The organism is Humibacter sp., from assembly GCF_051954055.1.
Lineage (GTDB): Bacteria > Actinomycetota > Actinomycetes > Actinomycetales > Microbacteriaceae > Humibacter.
In genome coordinates this window covers 1-8,807 of the sequence record NZ_JBQCIE010000069.1, presented here as the reverse complement: position 1 = coordinate 8,807, position 8,807 = coordinate 1, and the positions used below count along the sequence as shown (strand labels likewise).

Sequence of the window (8,807 nt, the reverse complement as noted above, 5' to 3'; positions counted from 1 at the left end):
CGACGAAGCACCTTGAACGTGTCTCTGAACCGCACTCGCTGTGCGGTTTCGAGCAGTCCGGCGTCCCGAAGGTGACCGGTGAACCGGGTGCGCCACATCAGGATGGTCATCGGCAGATAGAGCAGGACGTTCACGAAGATGCCGCCGGTGGGACCGAGCCAGAGGAGCAGGGCGGAGCCCACGACCGGCCCGAAGAGGATGCCGAGGCTCTGGAACGTGGCGTTGAGACGCACCGCGCTCGGCAGCTCGTGGCGGTCCACGAAGTCGTGCAGCATGAGTTGCTCTGCTGGGCCCCAGATCGAGCCGGCCATCCCGTGCAGCACGAGCAGCACGCAGGCCTCCCACACCTGTAGCGTCCCGGTGAGGAACAGCACACCCCAGAGCGCGGAGACGAGCATGAAGAGCCCCTGCGCCGCCTGGATGAGCTTGCGGCAGTCGTACTTCTCGGCGAGCGTGCCCGTCCATACCGACAACAGGAGGAACGGCAGCCAGTGGCTGATCACCTGAAACCCGACGAGTGCAGGAGAGTGGAAGGTCTGCCAGAGAACCCAGTACGTGATGACGTGCTCGGTGTTGTCGGCCATCATCGACAGGCCGGACGTGAAGAGATACGGACGAGAGTCGCGGTTCCGCAGAGCCGCGAACCGGCGCGGAATGCCCGGCTCGCTTACTCCGCTGCTCGACGCGGAACCGGACTCCTGCACGGACCCATCCTACGAATGTTCGAAGCCGCTACAAATAGGTAGACGCTACGTGATCACCGCGCGGCAACCGCTTCGCTCATCCATCGGGCGTGCAGCGCCCACGGGTCGTCCACGCCGGCGCTCAGCACGCGCACGTGATCGAGAAGCGGTGGCGACAGGCTGAACCATTCGCTGGTCCCCAACCGCCACTGCGCGAACTGCTCGTGTCGTTGCCGTTCCCTGGCCCGCCCGCCGAGCTCCAGTGCCACGAGTTCGTCGTGCCACAGCTGCCGCATGCGCTGGCCGAGATTTGCGGTGGTGCCGATCTTCATGCGCTCGTCGAATCTGATGTAGTAGACCACCTCGACCCGGGGCGGTGGCAGTTCATCATCCGGCACCGTTCCGTACACCCACTCGCAGACGGCGCAGACCAGGCCGGACGAGTAGCGGACGCCTACCCGGGATCCGCACGCGACACACGGGGAGGGCAGCGCATCCTCCACGCCGAACAGCTGTCCGGAGAAGTCACCGGCCGCTGCGAGATGCGTCGGGCAGAGCGGTACGGGAGCGTCTGCGTCAGCCTGGTCGTCGCATCCGGGGCAGCAGCACTTCACGAGCAGAGCGTTGCATGCACCACCGACAGGAACTGCGGCTACTCGGCTGTGGTCAGTAGGTCCGGAAGTCTGAGCCGGTACACGGAGCCGACGTGTACTTCCACGCGCACCTCGAAGGCTCCAGCGGACGGTGGAACGAAGTGCACGGCGATTCGGCAGGTGTCGCCCGAGGCGAGACGGTCGCACTGGGTGCCATCGACGGTGATTCCGAGCGCCGGAGTGGCGGACAGTTCCACCGGAACCGCAGGGAATCGGGCGGGGTAGGAGTTTCGTACCTCGTAAATGGCCGTGTATCGAGCGCCCGCCTTCGTTCGAGCGCTGATCGTCTGCACGACGCGCGCAGTGATTGCGTTGTCGCGGATCGAAACGGCCGTCGTGTCGGTGGCCTTCGCCGATTGGGCCGACATGCTCGCGCGAAACGTCGCCAGCCGATCGGCATCCGCCTTCCGCACAGCTCGATACGTGAACGAATCAGTGCCGTGGTAGTTCTTCTCTCCGACGTAAGTGAACGCTCCATCAGTGTTCAGCCTGACCGCACCATGCGCAGGCCGCGTCACTAGCACTGCCTGCAGAGAACGGCCGCCGTCGCTGTCGTTCTCGAGTACTCCAGGCGCGGCGACGCTCAACGATCCGTCCAACGCTGCGAAGTAGGTGTCGGGAGTCGCACTGATCTCGGCGTCGCCGCTGCACGCGCACAGCGAGGCCCCGGCTACCGTCAAGGCGGCGATGGTGAGCACCATTCGGAACCTGCGCACGGTGACGATTCTCGTCGTGGAACCGGTCGCGTGCGAACTCCCGACCACAGGGCCGAGGCGCAAGAACTGCTCAGGATGCCTGCACCGTACGCCTGGCGAACGCCGGTCCCGCCAGGAACCACACGACCACGACGATGCCGAGGATGACGATCTGCGCCCAGAGCGGATTGGTCGCCGCTTCGTCGAGCGACGCCGGTACTTCCTCGTGACGCACGACGAGCGCCAAGACCGTGAGGATGCCGCAGGCGATCGCCGCGGCGAGCACCACCCGGAACCACTCGATCCAGAGCCCTCGCACATACGCCGCGCTGCCCTTGGCCGGCCGGACCGGGCGCTGCCCTCCGGCGAAGCGGTGCGCGAACCGGGCATCGGCCCAGCGGACGAGCGGATGCCCGAACGCGACGGTGAACCCGAGATACGACGCCGCGAGCGCATGGGACTGCGCCGGCACGGCCCCGCCCGCGAGGTCGATCGCCACGAACGCGAGGAGTGCCAAGTCGATGGCCGGCAGTGCCCACAGCAGCAGGGTGCTGAGAACGTGCCAGCGCAGCAGATACCGCACGGCGAGCGCGGCTCCGAGTACGACCCAGAAGCCCGCTTCGGCCGCTGCGATTCCCGCGACGATCATCCGCGCATCCCGTCCCGCGGCTCCTCCAGATCGTGAAGCCACCGTTCCAGTGCGCGGCGAGCGTCGTCCCGTGAGTTCAGTGTCGGTGCGACGACCAGCTGCAGAGTCAGGCCGTCGATGAACGCGTGAAGTCGCACCGACTCCGTCTCGATGTCGACGCCGCCACGAAGCATCCCCAGCTCGCGCAGATCGGTCAGGATCGTCACGATCAGTTCCCGCACCGCCCGGATGCTCTCCTGCGCGACTGCAGACAGCGACGCGTCGATGCGCGAACGCTCCAGGAACTCCAGGTAGGCGGCGAACTCGTCGTGCGTGCGATCCCTCACCGGAAGCAGTTCGAGGAGCATCGCGAACACACGCTCACGCACGTCGGGTATTTGTGCTGCTTCGCGTACGCGGGCGGCAACCGACTCGGCCAGAGCCGTCATCGCGAAGTTCAGCAGCTCCGACTGCGACGGAAAGAAGTGGCGCACCGACCCGGTCGCGAGCCTCGCCTCGTCGGCCACGTGGCGCACCGATACGGCCGGCAGGCCATCCCGCAGGATGATCCGCCACACCGCCTCGGCGAGCTCGCGGCGGCGCTGCGCCTCATCGATCTTGTTCACCACGCGCGTCAAAATAGCACGGGTGTATTATTTCGGCTAGCTCACCCCGTCGGTAGCGGGAGCGCCGCCGTCCAGAGTCGTCGCCCCTCGCGGGTAGGCGGCGAGGATCACGGCGGAGGCGATCCAACTGGCCCCGATGAGGGCCAGCAGCAGACCCGACGCACCTGATGCCACGAGTCCCGCGAGACCGGCGCCGACGGCAGCGGCGGTGGCGCGCAGCCCGGCGGCCACGGTGAAGACCTGTGACCGCAGGGGTCGCGGGCTGTGTTTCGTTCGCAGCAGCAGCATCGCGGCCACGCCCGGTCCCGTCGCGGTTCCGGAGACGCCGATGAGCACGATCGCTCCGGGCAGTCCGGGGACGATCGCGGCCACGATCGTCAGCAGTCCGGTCACGACGGCTGCGACGGCCATGACCCTGGGCGCCGGCATGCGGCGGACCGGCCGCACGGTGACGGCGAGCGAGCCGAGGAGCGCACCGATCGCGAAGGAGGTGACGATCCACGCGGCGTCGCTCTCGTTCCGGGTCGTCGCAATGGCGATTCCGACCGCGGCGATCGGCAACGCCCCCTGACCGAGTTGATTGAGCGTGCCCGACCACGTCACGACGGCGAGCGGACGATGCGTGGCGATGAAGCGGGAGCCCCGAGCGATCTCGCGGAATACGCCGGGCCGGTCGGGGTGCTCCGGATGCGGGGAGAGTCGTAGCAGAACGCACGCGACCATGCCGACGACGGCGATCCCGGCGAGGGCGAGCATCGAGACTCGGCCGGAGCCGACGGTGATCGCCGCGGCGGCGATCGCGGGTCCGGCAACGCTGCCGATGTTGTAGGCGAGCGCGTCGGTGCCGAACGCACGCTCGGCGCGGCCGGGGATGGCATCCGTGACGAAGCTCGACATCCCGCCCATGAAGAACGGAGTGACGGCGCCCGCCACGATGAGAGCGACGGCGACGACGGACGTCGGCAGCACGCCGAGGAAGGCGGCGAGGGTGAACGCGACGGCGGTGACGAATCCGGAGAGCACCATCAGCCGGGTGGGATGCCTGCTGCGGTCCAGCAGAACACCGGCGACCGGAGCGGCGAGCACGCTCGGAGCGAGCGAGGCCGCGACGAGCCCGCCACCGATCGCGACGCTGTGCACCTCCTGCACCGCGAGCACGGGAAGCGCGGCGGCCGTCCCGGCACTGGCCAGTCGAAGCGGCACCGCGGCAAACAGATACCTCGCGCCGCTCATCGCCTACATCATGGCACCGGGGTTCAGGATGCGTGGGCGCAGCTGGTCCTGTCAACGCTCGGCCTCACGGATGACCGCATCCTCTGCCCAGGGCCCCCAGAGTGGGGGTGGTTTAGGCTATCGGGCACGATGCGACGGGAAAGTCTTCGCGAGCGAAAGGGGCGGGCTGCTCCTGTCTTCGTCGACCTCACGGGCCGCAGACTCAGCTTCGTTCGGGTCGTCGCGGTGGCGTTCGGGAGCGCCGCACTCGTTGCGGCGGCTCTGCTTGTGGTCGGGGTAGGGATCGGTCCTCGTCTCTCGGTGCCGGGATTCCCGGACGGGCTGATCGGTCATGCCCCGAAGGCAGCGGCACCGACGCATGCGCCGGCTGCAGGCGGCTCCGTCCCGAAGGTCTCGGCGCAGCCTTCGCCGCCGGCGGTCGGCGGTTCCGGCTCAGGGGATGCCGGTGGTGCGGCGGCACCGGTGTCGGTCACCGCACCGATCGCCCCGTCCACACCTGCTCCGCAGGCATCGTCCTCGCCATCGCCCACGCCGAGCGCGTCGCCTACGCACGGGCAGAGCGGATCCGCTCCTAGGCCGACCACACACCCGACGCCGCCTCCGCATCCATGAGACGGACGGCTCACGCTCGACGTCCGCGCATCCACTGGATCGTCCTCGGTCTGTCGATGCTGATTCTGGCCATCGGGCTCATCGCGCAGGGGTACCTGAACCATCTCTCCGGCATCAGCAACGACGCCGCCGTTCCCGCCGGGGATGCGTCCGCGGTTCCGGCCTCGGTTCTGAAGGGCGGGCCGGTGGTCGACACGCGAGGCGGCCATGTGCGCACCGCGAGCCCGCCGCGTAACTCCATCGCGCTGACGTTCGACGACGGGCCCGACCCCACGTGGACGCCGAAGATCCTCGCGGCGCTTCGTGCCCACCACGCCCACGCGACGTTCTTCGTGGTCGGCTCGGCCGCGCTCCAGCATCCCGATCTGATCCGACAGATCCTGGCCGACGGCAACGAGATCGGCATCCACACGCTCACCCACGTGAACCTGGACACCGCACCCGCCTGGCGACGCCGGCTGGAGATCACGGGCGACCAGGATGTCGTCGCCGGGATCACGGGGCGAACGAGCGTGCTGCTGCGGCCGCCGTACAGCGCCAGCAACGCGGCGGTCGACAACGCCAGCTGGAAAGTCATGCAGTCGACTGGGAGCGACGGATACATCACGGTGCTGTCGTCTCTCGACAGCAAGGACTGGGAGCGGCCCGGCACCACGGCGATCGCACGCACCATAACGGCGTCCGACGCGAAAGGACACGTCGTGCTCATGCACGACGGCGGCGGCGATCGATCTCAGACAGTGGCCGCCTTGAACTCCGCGCTCACAACGTGGGCCGGCCAGAACCTCCGAGTCGCCACGGTGGGCGACGCGCTCGGTCTTCGCACCATGGCCACGGTGCCTCCCCTTCAGCAGACGGCCGACGCCGCACTCGTCTGGGCTCTGCAGGCGGCGGACTCCCTGGGCGGCTTCCTGAGCATCGCCCTGATCGTCGCCGGGATCGTGACCTTCGCTCGGGCCGTCCTCGTCGTGGCCGTCGCCTCACGGCATCACCGCCGCGCCCGTGCAGGACGCCACCAGCACGGCGTCACCACGGAGCCGCCGTTGACCGAGCCCGTGACGGTCATCGTGCCCGCGTACAACGAAGCGCTCGGGATCGAGGCTGCGGTGCGCTCGATCGCCGGCTCACGGCATCCGGTCGAGATCATCGTCGTCGACGACGGATCGACAGACGGCACGGCCGACATCGTCGAGGCACTCGCCCTTCCCGGTGTCAGGGTCATCCGCCGGCCGAACGGCGGAAAGCCCGCAGCACTCAACACCGGCATCGCGGCATCCAGCAACGACGTCGTCGTCATGGTCGACGGCGACACCGTCTTCGAACCGGACACGGTCACCAAGCTCATTCAGCCCCTGGCGAAGCCCGAGGTCGGGGCGGTCTCCGGCAACACGAAGGTCGCGAACCGGCGCGGAGTGCTCGGCGCTTGGCAGCACATCGAATACGTCGTCGGCTTCAACCTCGACCGCCGGCTGTTCGACGTCGCGGAGTGCATGCCGACAGTGCCGGGCGCGATCGGGGCCTTCCGTCGCGAAGCGCTCACCAGGGTGGCCGGTGTCAGCGACGACACGCTTGCCGAAGACACTGACCTCACGATGTCGTTGTGCCGGGACGGCTGGCGCGTGGTCTATCAGGACAACGCACTCGCCTGGACCGAGGCGCCCGCCAGCATCGGCGCGCTGTGGAAGCAGCGCTACCGCTGGTGCTACGGCACGTTGCAGGCCATGTGGAAGCACCGCGGAGCCCTGCTGCAGCGTGGTGCCGCCGGAAAGCTGGGCCGGCGGGGTCTCACCTACCTTCTGGTGCTCCAGGTGCTGCTTCCGCTGTTCGCTCCGGTCGTGGATGTCTTCGCGCTGTATGGGCTGGTCTTCCTCGATCCGGTGCGGGTCGCCCTTGTCTGGCTCGGCTTCCTCGCCGTTCAGCTGGCGATGGCCGCTTACGCGTTCCGGATGGACCGTGAGTCGCTTCGCCCGCTCTGGACACTGCCGCTCCAGCAGGTCGTGTACCGGCAGTTGATGTACCTGGTCGTCATCCAGTCGGTCTTCACCGCCGTTGCCGGCATGCATCTGCGCTGGCATCGCATGGAGCGGTACGGCCAGCTCCGCGTTCCCGGCACCGGGGTACCGAGCAAAGCAGCCTAGATCATCACGCCGGGGTTCAAGATCCCGTCGGGGTCGAGCGCGTCCTTGATGCGCCGGGTGAGCAGCATGACGTCCGGCCCGAGCTGATCGGGCAGCGAGTCGCGCTTGGCCCGGCCGACGCCGTGCTCTCCTGTGATGGTGCCGCCGAGCGAGATGGCGAGGTCCATGATCTCGTGGAACACCGTCGTCGCGCGCTCCTCGGCGTCCGGGTCGTCTGCATCGAAGACGACGTTCGGATGCGTGTTGCCGTCGCCGGCGTGCGCGCAGACCGAGACATCCATCCCGTGCCGCTCCCCGATCTCGGTGATGCCGTTCACGAGTCGCGGCAGGAGCGGGATCTGCACGCCGACGTCGCCGTACATGAGTTTGCCGCGCGCGCCGAGCGCCGGGAACACCGCCCGGCGCGCCGCAGCGTAGCGCTCGCCTTCTTCGGCTCCCGAGCAGACCCGGGTCATGATCGGCGCGTGCGTGCGGCAGATCTCATCCATGCGCGCGATCTCCTGCGATCGCACCGGCTCGGGAGCATCCGACTGGATGATCAGCATCGCCGCGGCATCCCGGTCCAGGTCTTCGCCGGAGTAGTCGCACACCGCGCACGTCGAGGCGCGGTCCATGAACTCCAGCATGGCGGGGCGGATGACCTGACGGATGGCGACGACCGCCTCGGTGGCGTTCTCGACCGAATCGAAGGTGGCGACGAGCGTCGACGGCTCGCCGCGGGCAGGCACCAGGCGCAGGATGGCCCTGGTCACGATGCCCAGCGTTCCCTCGCTGCCGACGAACAGCTTGACCAGCGACAGCCCCGCGGTGTCCTTGATCTGCGGCCCGCCCAGTCTCACGAGCGTGCCGTCGGCCAGCACCACGTCAAGGCCCAGCACGTAGTCGGTGGTCACGCCGTACTTCACGCAGCAGAGTCCGCCGGCGTTCGTCGCGATGTTGCCGCCGATCGAGCAGATCTCGAACGACGACGGGTCGGGCGGATACCAGAGCCCGTACTCCGCGGCCGCGGCCTTCACCTCCGCGTTGAACAGGCCGGGCTCGACGGTCGCCGTGTGGGCGCGGGGGTCGATCTGGATGGCGCGCATCCGCTCCATGCTGATCGTGATGGCGCCGCCGAGACCCTCGGCACCGCCGGAAAGGCCGCTGCCTGCTCCGCGCGGCACGACCGGCACGCGATTGCGGTTTGCCCACCGCACGATCTCCTGCACCTGAGCCGCATCTCGGGGACGTGCAACGGCCAGCGGGGTCTGCGCGCCGCTCTCCTCCGCGTTGTCCCAGCGGTACCGCTCGAGCACGTCCGGATCGAGGGAGACCACATCCGCTCCGACCAGCTCGACGAGCGTGGACACGGGAACATCCGTCATCATGACGACCCCTCTCGGTGGAACCGCACGTAGTCCGACGCTACCGCGGCGAGCGCCCGCGCCGATGAGGCGGCCACGAAGTCCATGCAGGGGCGGGGGGGGGGCGGGACCCCCGCCACAAGAGCCCCGCCCGCACCACAGCAACAACTATATATTAATTGGCGGACCAATAGAC

The 8,807-nt window shown here is 68.4% G+C and carries 9 protein-coding genes; 1 reads left to right on the top strand and 8 read right to left on the bottom strand.

What is annotated here, in order from left to right; genetic code table 11:
* The 7 genes from ACTHNC_RS08200 to ACTHNC_RS08170 form a co-directional block, all read right to left on the bottom strand.
* Positions 1–704: MFS transporter (locus ACTHNC_RS08200; protein WP_440294109.1), on the bottom strand; the 704-nt coding region annotated here is incomplete at its 3' end.
* 53 nt (positions 705–757) lie between these two features.
* Complete coding sequence (locus ACTHNC_RS08195; RefSeq protein ID WP_440294108.1) at positions 758–1,297, bottom strand: GIY-YIG nuclease family protein; 540 nt, start codon at positions 1,295–1,297, stop codon at positions 758–760.
* Between the two features lie 38 nt (positions 1,298–1,335).
* Positions 1,336–2,052 carry an Ig-like domain-containing protein gene (locus ACTHNC_RS08190; protein WP_440294107.1) on the bottom strand — a complete coding sequence of 239 codons (717 nt, stop codon included), beginning with the start codon at positions 2,050–2,052 and terminating at the stop codon, positions 1,336–1,338.
* Between the two features lie 70 nt (positions 2,053–2,122).
* Positions 2,123–2,680 carry a hypothetical protein gene (locus ACTHNC_RS08185; protein WP_440294106.1) on the bottom strand — a complete coding sequence of 186 codons (558 nt, stop codon included), beginning with the start codon at positions 2,678–2,680 and terminating at the stop codon, positions 2,123–2,125.
* A complete protein-coding gene (locus ACTHNC_RS08180; RefSeq protein WP_440294105.1) occupies positions 2,677–3,288 on the bottom strand; it encodes a TetR/AcrR family transcriptional regulator in 612 nt (203 codons plus the stop codon). Before ACTHNC_RS08180 ends, ACTHNC_RS08185 begins: the two co-directional genes overlap by 4 nt.
* Positions 3,289–3,321: 33 nt before the next feature.
* Positions 3,322–4,518 carry an MFS transporter gene (locus tag ACTHNC_RS08175; RefSeq protein ID WP_440294104.1) on the bottom strand — a complete coding sequence of 399 codons (1,197 nt, stop codon included), beginning with the start codon at positions 4,516–4,518 and terminating at the stop codon, positions 3,322–3,324.
* Between the two features lie 329 nt (positions 4,519–4,847).
* A complete protein-coding gene (locus tag ACTHNC_RS08170; protein WP_440294103.1) occupies positions 4,848–5,048 on the bottom strand; it encodes a hypothetical protein in 201 nt (66 codons plus the stop codon).
* A gap of 78 nt (positions 5,049–5,126) precedes the next feature.
* On the opposite strand from ACTHNC_RS08170, the gene ACTHNC_RS08165 reads away from it, so the two are divergent.
* Positions 5,127–7,268, top strand: a complete 2,142-nt coding sequence (locus ACTHNC_RS08165; protein WP_440294102.1) for a bifunctional polysaccharide deacetylase/glycosyltransferase family 2 protein — start codon at positions 5,127–5,129, stop codon at positions 7,266–7,268.
* On the opposite strand, the gene ACTHNC_RS08160 is transcribed toward ACTHNC_RS08165, so the two are convergent.
* A complete protein-coding gene (locus ACTHNC_RS08160; RefSeq protein ID WP_440294101.1) occupies positions 7,265–8,632 on the bottom strand; it encodes an FAD-binding oxidoreductase in 1,368 nt (455 codons plus the stop codon). The genes ACTHNC_RS08165 and ACTHNC_RS08160 overlap by 4 nt on opposite strands.
* Between the last annotated feature and the right edge of the window lie 175 nt (positions 8,633–8,807).